The 14,854-nt window shown below is 68.2% G+C and carries 13 protein-coding genes; 5 read left to right on the forward strand and 8 right to left on the reverse strand.

Going from position 1 to position 14,854, the window contains the following annotated elements; all coding sequences use genetic code 11:
- Positions 1–34: 34 nt before the first annotated feature.
- Positions 35–1,021, forward strand: a complete 987-nt coding sequence (locus AC07VX_RS21365) for an LLM class flavin-dependent oxidoreductase (RefSeq protein WP_493167535.1) — start codon at positions 35–37, stop codon at positions 1,019–1,021.
- Here the strand turns inward: AC07VX_RS21365 and AC07VX_RS21370 are convergent.
- From AC07VX_RS21370 to cyoA, 7 genes are read right to left on the reverse strand one after another with little or no spacing between them, the layout of a single operon-like run.
- Positions 1,014–1,574: a response regulator transcription factor gene (locus AC07VX_RS21370; RefSeq protein ID WP_493167500.1), complete on the reverse strand. Its 561-nt coding sequence runs from the start codon at positions 1,572–1,574 to the stop codon at positions 1,014–1,016. The genes AC07VX_RS21365 and AC07VX_RS21370 overlap by 8 nt on opposite strands.
- A complete protein-coding gene (locus AC07VX_RS21375; RefSeq protein ID WP_493167499.1) occupies positions 1,561–2,895 on the reverse strand; it encodes an ATP-binding protein in 1,335 nt (444 codons plus the stop codon). Before AC07VX_RS21375 ends, AC07VX_RS21370 begins: the two co-directional genes overlap by 14 nt.
- Positions 2,892–3,599, reverse strand: coding sequence for an SURF1 family protein (locus AC07VX_RS21380; protein ID WP_493167498.1), 708 nt, complete (start codon positions 3,597–3,599; stop codon positions 2,892–2,894). Before AC07VX_RS21380 ends, AC07VX_RS21375 begins: the two co-directional genes overlap by 4 nt.
- Positions 3,600–3,989 carry a cytochrome o ubiquinol oxidase subunit IV gene (gene cyoD, locus AC07VX_RS21385; RefSeq protein ID WP_493167496.1) on the reverse strand — a complete coding sequence of 130 codons (390 nt, stop codon included), beginning with the start codon at positions 3,987–3,989 and terminating at the stop codon, positions 3,600–3,602.
- Entirely contained in the window at positions 3,989–4,612 is a 624-nt protein-coding gene (gene cyoC / locus AC07VX_RS21390; RefSeq protein WP_493167495.1) for a cytochrome o ubiquinol oxidase subunit III, read from the reverse strand. Before cyoC ends, cyoD begins: the two co-directional genes overlap by 1 nt.
- 15 nt (positions 4,613–4,627) lie before the next feature.
- A complete protein-coding gene (gene cyoB, locus AC07VX_RS21395; protein ID WP_493183948.1) occupies positions 4,628–6,643 on the reverse strand; it encodes a cytochrome o ubiquinol oxidase subunit I in 2,016 nt (671 codons plus the stop codon).
- 8 nt (positions 6,644–6,651) lie between these two features.
- Complete coding sequence (gene cyoA / locus AC07VX_RS21400; RefSeq protein ID WP_493167493.1) at positions 6,652–7,713, reverse strand: ubiquinol oxidase subunit II; 1,062 nt, start codon at positions 7,711–7,713, stop codon at positions 6,652–6,654.
- A 113-nt stretch (positions 7,714–7,826) separates the two neighbouring features.
- On the opposite strand from cyoA, the gene AC07VX_RS21405 reads away from it, so the two are divergent.
- The 4 genes from AC07VX_RS21405 (at position 7,827) to AC07VX_RS21420 (ending at position 10,732) form a co-directional block, all read left to right on the forward strand.
- On the forward strand, positions 7,827–9,161 hold the full coding sequence (locus AC07VX_RS21405; RefSeq protein WP_493167492.1) for an MFS transporter: 1,335 nt from the start codon (positions 7,827–7,829) through the stop codon (positions 9,159–9,161).
- Positions 9,162–9,280: 119 nt separating this feature from the next.
- Positions 9,281–9,964, forward strand: coding sequence for a glutathione S-transferase family protein (locus tag AC07VX_RS21410; RefSeq protein WP_493167491.1), 684 nt, complete (start codon positions 9,281–9,283; stop codon positions 9,962–9,964).
- Entirely contained in the window at positions 9,933–10,283 is a 351-nt protein-coding gene (locus tag AC07VX_RS21415; protein ID WP_493167490.1) for an ArsR/SmtB family transcription factor, read from the forward strand. The genes AC07VX_RS21410 and AC07VX_RS21415 overlap by 32 nt, the downstream gene beginning before the upstream one ends.
- Positions 10,280–10,732, forward strand: coding sequence for an SRPBCC family protein (locus tag AC07VX_RS21420; RefSeq protein WP_493167489.1), 453 nt, complete (start codon positions 10,280–10,282; stop codon positions 10,730–10,732). Before AC07VX_RS21415 ends, AC07VX_RS21420 begins: the two co-directional genes overlap by 4 nt.
- Here the strand turns inward: AC07VX_RS21420 and purL are convergent.
- Complete coding sequence (gene purL / locus AC07VX_RS21425; RefSeq protein WP_493167488.1) at positions 10,729–14,691, reverse strand: phosphoribosylformylglycinamidine synthase; 3,963 nt, start codon at positions 14,689–14,691, stop codon at positions 10,729–10,731. The two genes, AC07VX_RS21420 and purL, sit on opposite strands and share 4 nt — an antisense overlap.
- Positions 14,692–14,854 lie beyond the last annotated feature (163 nt).

Genomic DNA, 14,854 nt, shown 5'->3' on the forward strand with positions numbered 1-14,854 from the left:
AGCCCGGCTCGGCAAGATGGCGCCCATGCCTTCCCTGCCCCCGCTTTCCATCCTCGATCTCGCGCCCGTCGTCGACGGTGACACCACCCGCCAGGCGCTGCTCAAAAGCCTGGACCTCGTGAAGCTCGCCGACAGCCTGGGCTACCGGCGCTACTGGGTGGCCGAGCACCACAACATGGAGGGCGTGGCCAGCTCGGCCACGGCCGTGCTGATCGGCCAACTGGCAGCAGCGTCCTCGCGCATCCGCGTGGGGGCCGGCGGCATCATGCTGCCCAACCATGCGCCGCTGACGATCGCCGAGCAGTTCGGCACGCTGGCCGAGCTCTTCCCCGGGCGCATCGACCTGGGCCTGGGCCGCGCGCCCGGCACCGACCGGCCGACGATGCGCGCGCTGCGGCGCAGCCTGGAGAGCACGGGCGAGGATGCCTTCCCCAACGACGTGCTGGAGCTGCAGAGCTACCTCGCACCGGCGGCTACCGAGGCGCCCGTGCGTGCCGTGCCGGGCCAGGGCACGGAGGTGCCGATCTGGCTGCTGGGCTCCAGCCTCTACGGTGCCCAGCTGGCCGCCTACCTGGGCCTGCCGTTCGCCTTCGCCTCGCACTTCGCGCCGGAGATGCTGAAGCAGGCGCTGCAGATCTACCGCGCCACCTACAAGCCCAGCGCGCGGCACCCCAGGCCGCATGCGATGGTGGGGCTGAACGTCATCGTGGCGCCCACCGACGAGGAGGCGCGGTTCCTGTTCACGTCGGCGCAGCAGCGCTTCCTGGGCATGGTGCGCGGCCGGCGCGGCAAGCTGCCGGCGCCGGTGACGAGCATGGAGGCCCTGTGGTCGGCGCCCGAGCGGCTGCAGGTGGAGCGCATGCTGAGCGAGTCCATCGTGGGCTCGCCGGAGACGGTGCGGCCAGGCCTGCTGGCGACCGCGGAACGGACCGGCGCCGATGAGTTCATCGTGGCCTGCGCCGTGCACGACCACGCGCTGCGACGACGCAGCTATCAGCTCCTCGACCAGCTTGCTACTTGATCCGCTGCTTTTCGAGCTTGCGGGCCAGCGTGCGCCGGTGCATGCCCAGGCGCCGCGCGGTCTCGCTGATGTTGAAGCCGGTCTCGGCAAGCACCTCGTGGATGCGCTCCCACTCCAGCGTCTTGATGGACGCCGTCTGGCGCTCCGTCACCTCCACGTCGGCATCGCCCTGCCGGCGGGCAAAGGCGGCCTCGATGTCGTCGGTGTTGGCGGGCTTGGCGAGGTAGTGACAGGCGCCGAGCTTGATGGCCTCCACGGCGGTGGCGATGCTGGCGTAGCCGGTCAGCACGACGATCAAGACCTCCGGGTCCCAGGCATGCAGGGCCTGCACGCAGGCCAGCCCTGACGCGCCACCGGCGAGCTTGAGGTCGACCACAGCGTGGCCGAGTTCATCGTCCTCGGGCAGCGCATCGAGCAGCGCCTTCATGTCGTCCAGGCCCGTGGCGCGCATGACGCGCCAGCCGCGGCGCTCGAAGGAGCGGGTCAGCGTGCGGGCGAAGCTGTCGTCGTCCTCGACGATCAGCAGGAAGCGGTCTTCTTCAGCGGCGGGCATCGGGCAGGGATTGTCGAGGCAGCAGCGAGACCAGCGGCAGCGTAAGGACGACCTCGGCACCGCCCTCGGCGCGGTTGCGCGCTTCGAGCCGCCCGCCCAGCGTGCGCGCGACGTTGACGCTCAGGAACAGACCCATGCCGCGGCCGGGCTGGCCCTTGCTGCTCTGGTAGGGGTCGCCGAAGTGTTCCAGCATCTCCGCGCTGAAGCCGGGGCCATGGTCGAGCACGCTGAGCACCAGCGTGTCTTCGTCGGGACAGGTGGCCTGCAGCACAAGCGGCGTGCCGGGCGCCGCCTCGGCGGCGTTGTCCAGCAGGTTGCCGACGACCTGCTGCAGGGCCGTGTCGGAAATGATGTCCACCTCGGGCAGCATGTCGCTGACCAGCGCCAGCTCGGCCTGCGGCCGGGCGCTGCGCCAGTCGGCGGCCAGGCGCCCGACGAAGTCCGGCAGGCGGGTGAGGCCGGGCGCTTCGCCGCGCATCTCGCCGGCCGACATCAGGATGCCGGTGACGATGGCCTTGCAGCGCAGGATCTGGCGCTGCATCTCCTCGATCTCCTCGCGCAGCTCGGGCTCGCCGGCAAAGGGGGCCATGTGGGCCCAGTCGCCGAGGATGACGCTGAGCGTGGCCAGCGGCGTGCCCAGCTCGTGCGCGGCGCCGCTGGCCAGCAGGCCCATGCGCACGATGTGCACCTCCTCGGCGGCGCGCTGCTGCAGCTCGGCCAGCTCGGCGTCGCGCTGGCGCAGGTTGCGGTTGATGCGCACGATGAAGATGGACAGCAGCCCCACGTTGAGCAGGAAGCACAGCAGCAGGCCGCCCAGGTAGTTGGGCGACAGCGAGGTGGGCGTGGACGCATCCAGCACCAGCGGACGGTGCCACAGCATCAGCGCGACGAAGCCCGAGGCCGCGCTGACGATGACGGCCATCAGATAGGCCGGCCGCAGCAGCACCGACGCGACGGCGACCTGCAGCAGATAGAGGTAGATGAAGGGGTTGTCACTGCCCCCCGACAGGTAGAGCTGGCCGGTCAGCACGCCCACATCCACCAGCAGCGCCACGCAGAGCTCGATCTGCGAGACCGGCTGCGACAGCTTGTTGCGCCACAGGCTGAAGAGGTTGAAGACGACGAGGATGCCGAGCAGGCTGAGCATCTCGGCCCAGGGCAGCAGGATGCCCAGCGCTACGTGCACGACCAGCACGGTGGCAAGCTGGCCACCCACCGCCAGCCAGCGCAGCTCGATGAGCTGGCGCAGGTTGGCGCGGCCGGCGCGGCGTTCGGGCGCGACGGCAACGGCTTCGACGGGGACTGGCGTGTGGTGGTTCAAGGCGGCGCGCGCCGGCGCTCTTCGCGGACAAGATAGATCGCCGCAGCGGCGGACATGGCCGCGAGCGCCAGCCAGGTGATGGCGTAGACGGCGTGATTGTTGGCGAAACGGATGACCGTCAGGCCGGGGCGCGGCCAGCGCTGGGGCTGGGCGGGGTCGGCGGACTCGTCGACGAAGTACGGCGCAGCCGCGACGCCCAACTGGGCGGCGATGCCGGCCACATCGCGCGAGTACCAGCGGCCTTGCGCTGGCTCGTTCTTGCGCAGCGGCCCGCCGCCGGGCTCGGTCAGGCGCAGCAGGCCGATCAGCTCGACGGGACCGGTGGGCGCGGCGTGCTGCTCGGGAGCGCGCTGCTCGGGCGGCACGAAGCCGCGGTTGACGAGGATGGCACTGCCGTCATCCAGACGCAGCGGCGCGATGACCCAGTGCCCGCCGCCGAGCTCTGTCGTGGCCTGCACCAGCACCTCGCGCGGCTCGAACCGGCCGCGCAGGCGCAGGCGGCGGTACTCGTCGGCCTTGGAGACTTCCGCCAAAGCAAGCGGCGGCGCGACAGGCTCCGCGTGGACCCGCCGCTCGACGCGGGCAATCAGGTCTTGCTTCCAGCCCAGCCGCTGGAACTGCCAGGTGGCCAGCGCGAGAAAGCCCAGGCTGGCCAGCGCCGCAGCGGCGATCAAGGCGATCCGTGCGGCGCGGCCCATACCCATTCAGGGCATGTTGCGCATGGCTGCCGGGTCCGGCGTCGGCATCATGTTGGCGTTCATGTGATACATGACCCACACCGAGCCGGCCAGCATGATGACCACCAGCGCCACCGTGAACAGCAGCGCCAGCATGGACCAGCCGCCTTCGACCTTGGCGTTCATGTGCAGGAAATACACCATGTGTACCACCATCTGCACGGCCGCGAAGGCCAGGATGACCAGGCCGGTCATCTTGGGGCTCGGCAGCAGCTTGCCCATCACCAGCCAGAAGGGAATGGCGGTCAGGATGACGGACAGGATGAAGCCCGTCGCATAGCCCTTGTAGCTGACGTGGAAGTCTTCCTCGCCGTCGAGGTGGTCGTCGTGACCGTGATCATGTGCATGGCCGGCCATCACAGCACCCCCATGAGATAGACGAAGGTGAAGACGCCGATCCAGACGACGTCCAGGAAGTGCCAGAACATCGACAGGCACATCAGGCGGCGGCGGTTGGCCGGCGTGAGGCCGAGCTTCTGCACCTGGAACATCAGCGTGACCAGCCAGATGCAGCCGAAAGTGACGTGCAGGCCGTGGGTGCCCACCAGCGTGAAGAAGCTGGACAGGAAGGCGCTGCGGCCGGGGCCGGCGCCCTCGTGGATGAGGTGGTGGAACTCGTAGAGCTCGATGCCCAGGAAGCCCAGGCCGAACAGGCCCGTAACCGCCAGCCAGGCCAGCAGCGGGCCCTTCTTGCGGGCCTGCATCGCGATCATCGCGAAGCCGTAGGTGATGGACGAGAACAGCAGCAGGCCGGTGTTGACGGCCACCAGCGGCAGGTCGAACAGGTCGGCTCCCGACGGACCGGCCGCGTAGGAGCGGCCCAGCACGGCATAGACGGCGAACAGCACCGCGAAGATGAGGCAGTCGCTCATCAGGTAGAGCCAGAAGCCCAGCATGGTGCTGTTGGGCGGATGGTGCTCGCCGCTGTGGTCGTAGTAGACCGGGGCGCCGTTCACATGGGTGGCAATGCTTGCAGACATGTCAGGATCTCCCGGTCAGGCAGCGGACGCGAGGGCGCAGCTGCGCTCGTCCTCGGTACGCGTCACCGCATCGGCCGGGATGTGGTAGTCGCGGTGGTAGTTGAAGGTGTGCCAGATGGCCGCGATGACGGTGGCGGCGAAAGCCAGGCCGGCGAGCGGATACATGCGCCAGATCAAGGCGAAGCCCATGGCCGTGGCCAGCATGCCGATGACGAAGCCGGCGCCGGTGTTCTTGGGCATGTGGATGGCGACGAAGCCCTTCGTGGGGCGCGCGACGCCGCGCTGCTTCATGTCCTGCCAGGCATCCAGCTCATGGGTGATGGGCGTGAAGGCGAAGTTGTAGTCCGGCGGCGGAGAGGCCGTGGACCACTCCAGCGTGCGGCCGCCCCAGATGTCACCCGTCGTGTCGGCCAGTTCCTTGCGGCGCAGGATGCTGACGCCAATCTGGATCAGGAAGGACGCGATGCCCAGGGCCACGATGCCGCCACCGATGGCGGCGACGACGAAATAGGGCTGCAGCGACATGTCGTCGAAGTGGCTGACGCGGCGCGTGATGCCCATCAGGCCGAGGATGTAGAGCGGCGTGAAGGCGACCCAGAAGCCGATGAACCAGCACCAGAACGAGACCTTGCCCCAGAAGGCGTCCAGGCGGAAGCCGAAGGCCTTGGGGAACCAGTAGTTGATGCCGGCGAACACGCCGAACACCACGCCGCCGATGATCACGTTGTGGAAGTGGGCGATCAGGAACAAGCTGTTGTGCAGCACGAAGTCCGCCGCGGGCACGGCCAGCAGCACGCCGGTCATGCCACCGATGACGAAGGTGACCATGAAGCCCACGGTCCACAGCATCGGCACCTCGAACTTGATGCGGCCGCGGTACATCGTGAACAGCCAGTTGAAGATCTTGGCGCCCGTCGGGATCGAGATGATCATCGTCGTGATGCCGAAGAAGCTGTTCACGCTGGCGCCCGATCCCATCGTGAAGAAGTGGTGCAGCCAGACGAGGTAGGACAGGATGGTGATGACGACCGTGGCATAGACCATGGACGCATAGCCGAACAGCTTCTTGCGGCTGAAGGTGGACACCACTTCCGAGAAGATGCCGAACACCGGCAGCACCAGGATGTAGACCTCGGGGTGGCCCCAGATCCAGATCAGGTTCACGTAGAGCATGGCGTTGCCGCCGAGATCGTTCGTGAAGAAGTTGGTGCCGAGGTAGCGGTCCGCGGTCAGCAGCGCGAGCGTGGCGGCCAGCACCGGGAAGGTCGCGACGATGAGCACGTTGGTGCAGAGGGACGTCCACGTGAAGACGGGCATCTTCATCATCGTCATGCCGGGGGCGCGCATCTTGATGATGGTGGCGATCAGGTTGATGCCCGACAGCGTCGTGCCCACGCCCGCGATCTGCAGTGACCAAAGGTAGTAGTCCACCCCGACGTCGGGACTGGCGAGCAGGCCGGACAGCGGCGGATAAGCAAGCCAGCCGGTCTTGGCGAACTCGCCGATGAACAGCGAGATCATCACGAGGATGGCGCCGCCGGCAGTCATCCAGAAGCTGAAGTTGTTCAGGAAGGGGAAGGCCACGTCGCGCGCGCCGATCTGCAGCGGCACGACGTAGTTCATGAACCCAGTCACGAAGGGCATCGCGACGAAGAAGATCATGATGACGCCGTGGGCCGTGAAGACCTGGTCGTAGTGGTGCGGCGGCAGGAAACCGGCATTGTCACCAAAGGCCATGGCCTGGTGGGCACGCATCATGGCTGCGTCGGCGAAACCGCGCAGCAGCATCACGACGCCCAGCACGATGTACATGATGCCGATCTTCTTGTGGTCGATGCTGGTGATCCAGTCGCGCCACAGCGGGCCCCAGAGGCGGAACTTCGTCAGCAGGGCCAGCACGAAGAGGCCGCCGAGGACCACGGCCGCGAAGGTGCCGACGAGGATGGGCTCGTGGTAGGGGATGGCATCCAGGCCGAGCCGGCCCAGGAGGGGGTGAAGCTGCTCGGCAGCGGGGAGTTGTGCAGTGGACATGGGCGGACTCAGTTCTTCTGCGCGACGGTCTCGACGGGCAGACCCAGCAGGTTCGTGGGCGTGCAAAGGCCGGCGACGACGGTGCGCTCGCGCTGCACGCCTTCGGCATCACGCCAGGCGCTGCGCATGGTGCTGGCCACGCCGCCCTTGCCGGCACCGCCGGCGGCGTCGATGGCCATCATGGTGCTGGAGCACATCTTCTTGCCGTCGACGCAGCGGTCGACGATGGCGCTCCACAGGCCCGCCTCGACGCTGGCGAAGCGGCGGATGGGTTCCTTGGTGCTGGGCTGCTCCAGCTTCAGCACCTCGGCGCGGGTCAGCGCGCCGCCGGCGGTCTTGTTGGACTCGATCCAGCGCGCGAATTCCTCGTCCGTCAGGCCGTGGAACTTGAAGCGCATGTCCGAGAAGCCGGCGCCGCTGTAGTGCGCCGACAGGCCGTCATAGACGCCGGCCTTGTTGATGACGGCGTGCAGTTGCGTCTCCATACCCGGCATCGTGTAGATCATGCCGGCCAGGGCGGGCACGTAGAAGGTGTTCATCACCGTCGTGGACGTGAAGCGGAAGTGGATGGGGCGGTCCACCGGCGCGGCCAGTTCGTTGACGGTGGCGATGCCCTGCTCGGGGTAGATGAACAGCCACTTCCAGTCCATCGACACCGCATAGACCTCCAGCGGCTTCACGCCGGCGGCCAGGGGCTTGTCCTCGGCGATGCGGTCCAGCGGGCGGAACGGGTCCAGCTTGTGGGTGCTGATCCAGGTGATGGCGCCCAGCGCGATGATGATCAGCAGCGGCGCGCCCCAGATGACCAGTTCCAGGCGCGTGGAGTGGTCCCAGTCCGGCGCATAGGTCGCCTCGGTGTTGGACTGCCTGTAACGGTAGGCAAAGAACAGCGTCAGCGCGATCACCGGGACGATGATCAGCATCATGAGCAGCGTCGAGGTGACGATGAGCTGGGCCTGCTGGTTCGCGATGTCGCCATGCGGCTTCATGACGATCCAGTCGCAGCCGGTCAGCAGGGCGCTGGCTGACAAGACCAGAGCGCGGATAAGGAGAGTCTTGTTGGGGTACATCCTGAGAGGCACGCGAGGGTTAACGATCTTGCGGGCAGCGACGGAATGTAAGTTGATTGAGCCAGATCAACGATTGGACATTTTGTCCTAGGCACAGACGGAGACAAGCCGCCATGGCAAGCGCAAGCAGTACCTTCCAGACCCCCCAATCCGCCCCCCTGACGACCCGCACGGACGAGGACCTCGCACCCGGCGACATCGCTGTCGGCGTCATCATCGGCCGGGCTTCCGAGTATTTCGATTTCTTCGTCTTCGGCATCGCCTCGGTGCTGGTCTTCCCTCAGGTCTTCTTCCCCTTCGTCGACGGCCTGACCGGCACGCTCTACGCCTTCTTGGTCTTCGCGCTGGCTTTCGTCGTCCGCCCGGTCGGCACGCTAATCGGCATGGAGATCCAGCGCCGCTTCGGCCGCTCGACCAAGCTGACCGCCGCCCTCTTCCTGCTCGGCTGCTCGACGGTCGGCATGGGCCTGCTGCCCGGCTTCAAGGACGCGGGCAACACCGCCATCCTGCTGCTGGCGCTCTGCCGTGTCGGCCAGGGCCTGGCCCTGGGCGGCTCCTGGGACGGCCTGCCCTCCCTGCTGGCCCTGAACGCCCCCCCGCAACGCCGCGGCTGGTATGCCATGCTGGGGCAGCTTGGCGCGCCGCTGGGCTTCTTTGTGGCCTCGGGGGTGTTCCTGTACGTCTACGGCAGCCTGGATGCCAAGGATTTCCTCTCCTGGGGTTGGCGCTTCCCGTTCTTCACGGCTTTTGCGATCAACGTTGTCGCGCTGTTCGCCCGGCTGCGCCTCGTCGTCACGCACGAGTACGAGAAGCGCATGGAGGAACATGAGCTCGACCCGGCCCACCTGCACGAGTTGCTACCTGCCCAGGGCCACCACATCGTCATCGGCGCCTTCGCCGCGCTGGCCAGCTACGCCCTCTTCCACCTGGTGACGGTGTTCCCGCTGTCCTGGGTGAACCTGTTCGCCGAGGACCGGGGCGTGGTGGACTTCATGAAGATGGAACTACTGGGCGCCGCCTTTGCGGCGGTTGCCATGCCCATGTCGGGCCTGATAGCCGACAAGATCGGCCGCCGCAGCTTCCTGGGCACGCTGGCCGTGGCCATCGGCGCCTTCGCGCTGTTCGCCCCCTTCATGCTGGGTGGCGGCAAGCCAGGCCAGGCGGCCTTCATCCTGATCGGCTTCGTGCTGCTGGGCCTGTCTTACGGCCAGGCGGCCGGCTCGGTCACCTCCAACTTCCTGCCGCACTTCCGCTATACCGGCGCCGCGCTGACGGCGGACATGGCCTGGCTGCTGGGTGCGGCGTTTGCGCCGGTCATCGTGCTCTACCTGTCGTCGCGCTTCGGCCTCGGCTCGGTCAGCGTCTACCTGCTGTCCGGCGTGGTCGGCACGCTGGCGGCGCTGCGGGTGAACAAGCGGCTGCAAGCCGCCGCCGTGGTGCAGGACTGACTCAACCATCTCGACCGTTCAGCAAGGGCGGGCTGCGGCCCGCCTTTGTTTTCCCGGACAGTTTCCGAATTCGGAAAGTTTCAATACACTTAGCCAGATCGGCAACAAATGAGATCCCCATGGCCCTGACACTGCACTACCACCCGCTGTCCTCCTACTGCTGGAAGGTGCTGATCGCGCTGTACGAGAACGGCACGCCCTTCGAAGCCAGGATGGTCAACCTGGGCGACCCCGCCGAACGCGCGGCCTATGCCGCGCTGTGGCCCACGGCCAAGATTCCGCTACTGGTCGACGGCGATCGGGTCGTGCCCGAGACCTCGATCCAGATCGAGTACCTCGACCACCACCACCCCGGCCATCCCGGTCGTCAGCGCCTGCTGCCCGTCGACTTCGACGCCCAGCTCGAAGCGCGCCTCTGGGACCGCGTCTTCGACTGCCATGTGATGACGCCCATGCAGCGCTTCATCGCCCAGCAGCTGCGCCCCGAGGCCGAACGCGACGCGGCCACGCTGACCGGCACGGTCGCCGAGCTGGGCGTGTCCTACGACCTCATCGAAAGCCGCCTGGGCGAGCGCACCTGGGCGGCTGGCAACGCCTTCACGATGGCCGACTGCGCCGCGGCGCCAGCGCTGTTCTACGCAGCCATCGTGCGTCCCTTCTCGCCCGGGCACACGCGCCTGGCCGCCTATTTCGAGCGCCTGCTGGCCCGGCCGTCGGTGTGGCGCTGCATCGTCGAGGCCCGCCCGGTCTTCCAGTACTACCCTTTGCGCCATGCCCTCCCCGCGCGCTTCCTCGCCGACTGAGGGGCTGGACCGCCTCTTCGCCGCGCTGGCCGACGGCAACCGCCGTGCCATGGTGGACCAGCTCGCCCGCGGCCCGGCCTCGGTGTCGGACCTGGCCAAGCCCCTGTCCATCGCCCTGCCCTCGGCCCTCAAGCACCTGGCCGTGCTGGAGGCCGGCGGCCTGGTGCAGTCCGACAAGACGGGCCGCGTACGCACCTACCGCATCGCGCCCGAGGCCTTCAACGGGCTGGAGGACTGGGTAGCCCGGCGCAAGGCTCAGTGGCACCGGCAGTTCGACGCGCTGGACGCGCTGCTGGCCGAACAGGATCACAAGCCATGACGACCGCCCACACCAGCTTCGTGCTGGACCGGACTTTCAAGGCCTCGGCCGCCCGCGTCTTCGCCGCCTGGGCCGACCCCGCCACCAAGCTGCGCTGGAACGACTGCCATGTCGCAACTCACACGCCTGAGTTCAGCATGGACTTCCGGCGCGGCGGCTTCGAGATCTACCGCAGCCGGCTCGACGACGGCACGCCGCTGGCCGTGGACAAGGTATTCCTCGACATCGTCACGAACTCGCGCATCGTCTTCGCCTACTCGATGGCGGTGGACGGCCGCGCGCTGTCGGCCTCGCTCGTCACGGTGGAGTTCGCGGACACCGCCAGCGGGTCAATGTTGAAGCTGACTGAGCAGTTGGCCTACTTCGACGGCCACATGGACATCGAGCAGCGCCGCCAAGGCACCGAAGAGGGCCTCGACCGGCTGCTGCTCGAAGTCGACGCGGCTTAGCCGAGCGCCTTGCGCGCGTTCTGGAACATGCGCAGCCAGGGGCTGTGCGCGCTCTTGTCGCCCGAGGTCCAGCTCATCAGCACATTGCGGAAGACGCGCTCCGGGTGGGGCATCAGCGCGGTGAAGCGGCCATCAAGCGTCGTCACCGAGGTCAGGCCACCGGGGCTGCCGTTCGGGTTGAACGGGTAGGCCTCGGTCGCCTGGCCGTGGTTGTCGACAAAGCGCATGGCGGGGATGACCTTGCTGGCGTCACCTTGGCGGGCGAAGTTTGCAAAGCCCTCGCCGTGGGCGACGGCAATGGGCACGCGGCTGCCGGCCATGCCCTTGAAGAAGACGCTGGGCGAGTCCAGCACCTCGACCAAGGCCAGGCGGGCCTCGTACTGCTCGCTCTGGTTGCGCGTGAAGCGCGGCCAGGCCTCGGCGCCAGGGATGATGGGCGCGAGTGCTGCCAGCATCTGGCAGCCGTTGCAGACGCCCAGGGCCAGCGTGTCGGGGCGCGAGAAAAAGGCGCGGAACTGCTCGGTCAGCACCGGGTTGAACATGATGCTGCGCGCCCAGCCTTCGCCGGCACCCAGCGTGTCGCCGTAGCTGAAGCCGCCGCAGGCCACAAAGGCCGCAAAACCGTCCAGCTTGACCGCGCCGGACTGCAGGTCGCTCATGTGCACGTCGAAGCTGTCGAAGCCGCCCAGCGACATGGCATAGGCCATCTCGACGTGCGAGTTGACGCCCTGCTCGCGCAGGATGGCGACCTTCGGCTTGGCGCCTGTGGCCACGAACGGCGCCTCCGGCGTGAACGTGAGATGCACATGCAGGCCCGGGTCGTCGGCCTTGCCGGCGGCGCCGTGCTCGGCGTCGGCGCAGGCCGGGTTGTCGCGCAGCTGGGCAATGCGCCACGACACTTCGTCCCAGGTCTGCTGCAGAACGCCCAGATCGGCGCTGAAGACCTTCTTGGCATCGCGCCAGACTTCCATCTGCCGCGCCGCGTTGGGCTTGGCGACGACGTGGGAGTGCCTGGACAGGCCGTGGGCGCGCAACACCTGCATGACGGCGTCGCGGTCCGCGGCGCGGACCTGGATCACGGCACCCAGTTCCTCGGCGAACAGCGCGCGCAGCGTCAGCTCGTCGCGGCGGCCGCTGACCTGGGCCGCCCAGTTCTTGGAGTCGCCCGTGTCGGCGCGGCTGTCGCTGATGCCGTCGCCTTCGGTGACCAGCATGTCGATGTTCAGGCTCAGGCCGGTCTGGCCAGCGAAGGCCATCTCGCAGGCCGCCGCCCACAGGCCGCCGTCGGAACGGTCGTGGTAGGCCAGCAGCTTGCCCGCGGCGCGCAGTTCGTTGATGGCGTTGACCAGCGAGACCAGCAGTTGCGGGTCGTCCAGGTCGGGCACGTCGCTGCCGAACTGGTTCAGCGTCTGCGCCAGGATGGAGCCGGCCATGCGGTGCTGGCCCTGCCCCAGGTCGATGAGGATGGCGCAGGAGTCCTCGCGCTGCCACTCGGGCGTCAGCGTGCCGCGCACGTCAGCGATGCTGGCGAAGGCGGTGACGATCAGCGACACCGGCGCGGTGACCTGCTTGTCATCCCACTTGGTGCGCATGGACAGCGAATCCTTGCCCACGGGAATCGAGACGCCCAGGGCCGGGCACAGCTCCATGCCGACGGCCTTCACCGTGTCGAACAGCGCGGCGTCTTCGCCGGCCTCGCCGCAGGCCGCCATCCAGTTGGCACTGAGCTTGACGCGCGGCAGCTCGAAGGGGGCTGCCAGCAGGTTGGTGATGGCCTCGGCCACGGCCATGCGGCCCGACGCGGGCGCATTGACGGCCGCCAGCGGCGTGCGCTCGCCCATGCTCATGGCTTCGCCGGCAAAGCCTTTGAAGTCGGCCAGCGTGACGGCGCAGTCCGCCACCGGCACCTGCCAGGGGCCGACCATCTGGTCGCGGTGGTTGAGGCCGCCCACGGTGCGGTCGCCGATGGTGACGAGGAAGCGCTTGTTGGCCACGGTCGGGTGGCGCAGCACGTCGAGGGCGGCCTGCTCCAGCTTCACGCCGGTCAGGTCCAGCGTGCCGCCGTCGCGGACCACGCGGCTCACGTCGCGGTGGGTCTTGGGTGGCTTGCCGAGCAGCACGTCCATCGGCATGTCGATGGGGTGGTTGTTACCAGCCTGCTCATCGACGAGCTTGAGCTCACGCTCCTGCGTCGTCACGCCGACAACGGCGAACGGGCAGCGCTCACGCTCGCAGAAGGCCTTGAACTGTTCCAGGCTCTCGGGCGCGATGGCCAGCACGTAGCGCTCCTGGCTCTCGTTGCACCAGATTTCCTTGGGCGCCAGGCCGGACTCCTCCAGCGGCACCTTGCGCAGGTCGAAGCGAGCGCCGCGGCCGGCGTCGTTAACCAGCTCGGGGAATGCGTTCGAGATGCCGCCCGCGCCGACGTCGTGGATGGCCAGAACAGGGTTGTCCTGACCCAGGCCCCAGCAGTGGTTAATGACCTCCTGCGCGCGGCGCTCGATCTCGGGGTTGCCACGCTGCACGGAGTCGAAATCGAGGTCGGCCGTGTTCGTGCCCGCTGCCATCGACGACGCGGCGCCGCCGCCCATGCCGATGCGCATGCCGGGGCCGCCGAGCTGGATCAGCAGTGTGCCGGCGGGGAACTCGATCTTCTTCGTCAGGTCCGAGCGGATGGTGCCCAGGCCACCCGCGATCATGATGGGCTTGTGATAGCCGCGGCGCAGGCCGGCGACGGTCTGCTCGAAGACGCGGAAATAGCCCGCGAGGTTGGGGCGGCCGAACTCGTTGTTGAAGGCCGCGCCGCCCAGCGGGCCGTCGACCATGATCTGCAAGGCCGACGCGATGTGGGCCGGCTTGCCGACCGGGTTCTGCTCCCAGGGCTCGGACAGGCCCGGCAGATGCAGGTTGGACACCGAGAAGCCCGTCAGGCCGGCCTTGGGGCGGGAGCCGCGGCCGGTGGCGCCTTCGTCACGGATCTCGCCGCCGGCGCCCGTGGAAGCGCCGGGATGCGGCGAGATGGCGGTCGGGTGGTTGTGCGTCTCCACCTTCATCAGCACCTGCGCCTGCTCGGACCGGGCAACGTAGGCGGCGCCGGCCTGGGGCGCCGGCATCCACCGCTCGATGGCATGGCCTTCCATGATGGCCGCGTTGTCCGAATAAGCCACCACCGTGTGCTGCGGGTTCAGCTTCTCGGTGTTGCGGATCATGCCGAACAGCGACAACGGCTGGGCCTCGCCGTCCACCGTGAAGCTGGCGTTGAAGATCTTGTGCCGGCAGTGCTCGCTGTTGGCCTGCGCGAACATCATCAACTCCACGTCGCTGGGGTTGCGGCCCAGCTTTCTGAAGTTGGTCTCGAGGTAGTCGATCTCGTCGCCCGACAACGCCAGGCCGAACTCGACGTTGGCGGCCTCCAGCGCGGCGCGGCCGGCGCCCAGCACGTCCACATGGGCCAACGGCTCGGCGGTGCGTTCGTCGAAGAGGTGGGCCGTGTCCTCGCGGCTGAAGCAGGCCGACTCGGTCATGCGGTCGTGCAGCAGCGCGGCGCAGGCGTTCAGCTCGTCGGCCGTCAGCGGCTTGGCACCGCCGAGCAGGCCGCTCTTGGTGGCGATGCGGTACTCGACGACGCGCTCCACCCGCTTCAGCGCCAAGCCGCAGTTGCGCGCAATGTCGGTGGCCTTGGACGCCCAGGGGCTGACCGTGCCGAAGCGCGGCGTGACGACGACGAGGTCGCCCTGCGCCCCCTCGACGGCAGGCTCGCCGTAGGTCAGCAGCGCCGCGAAGCGCTCGCGGGTCTCGCCGTCCAGCGGGGCTTCCGTCCAGACCCAGTGCACCGCGCGGGCGCTGATGCCGGTGATGCGGCCACTGACCTCTTGCAGCCGGGCCAGCAGGGCCTGGGCGCGGAAATCGGAAAGGGCGTTGCCGCCCTCGAAATGGGTCAGATGCGAGGTCAGGGCCATGGAATCCGGGGAGGCTGGGCGCGGGCGGGCGCGCGGTTCTCGGAAATGCTCGGCCCCAACAGCAAGGGGCAGCGTGCGCAAGCACGGGATTCTACTGAGGGCCTCGACGCCCCCGGCCGGATTCGCGCAACTTGCCGCCCGATGGCCCTGGGCACCCAGGGCA

The organism is Roseateles sp. GW821-FHT03B02 (assembly GCF_059421025.1).